We start from the raw sequence: 525 nt of genomic DNA, 5'->3' as shown, positions 1-525 counted from the left end.
GGGAGTGACGGGCACTGGCTGGCAATGTCTAGCAACGGCAGGCATTTCGGCTGAGGGTAAAAGAACTTTCCGCTAAGCGATAGACTGTATGTAAACACAGTATTGCAAGGACGCGGAACATGCCTCATGTGGCGGCCAGGACGGCCAGCCGGGATCGGGATACTGGTCGTTACCAGAGCCACCGACCCGAGCAAACCCTTCTCTATCAGATCGTTGACGAGTATTACCCGGCATTCGCTGCGCTTATGGCAGAGCAGGGAAAGGAATTGCCGGGCTATGTGCAACGGGAATTTGAAGAATTTCTCCAATGCGGGCGGCTGGAGCATGGCTTTCTACGGGTTCGCTGCGAGTCTTGCCACGCCGAGCACCTGGTCGCTTTCAGCTGTAAGCGTCGCGGTTTCTGCCCGAGCTGTGGGGCGCGGCGGATGGCCGAAAGTGCCGCCTTGCTGGTTGATGAAGTACTGCCTGAACAACCCATGCGTCAGTGGGTGTTGAGCTTCCCGTTTCAGCTGCGTTTCCTGTTTG

At 57.1% G+C, this 525-nt stretch carries 1 protein-coding gene; it reads left to right on the top strand.

Annotation, left to right across the window (positions count from 1 at the left end; genetic code table 11):
- Positions 1-119 precede the first annotated feature (119 nt).
- A partial coding sequence (locus GY634_RS17040) for an IS91 family transposase (RefSeq protein ID WP_001120876.1) occupies positions 120-525 on the top strand: 406 nt, incomplete at its 3' end.

This window comes from Paenalcaligenes suwonensis, assembly GCF_011290505.1.
In the GTDB taxonomy this organism is placed as follows: Bacteria; Pseudomonadota; Gammaproteobacteria; order Burkholderiales; family Burkholderiaceae_B; genus Paenalcaligenes; species Paenalcaligenes suwonensis.
This window is presented reverse-complemented; position numbering and strand designations above follow the sequence as displayed.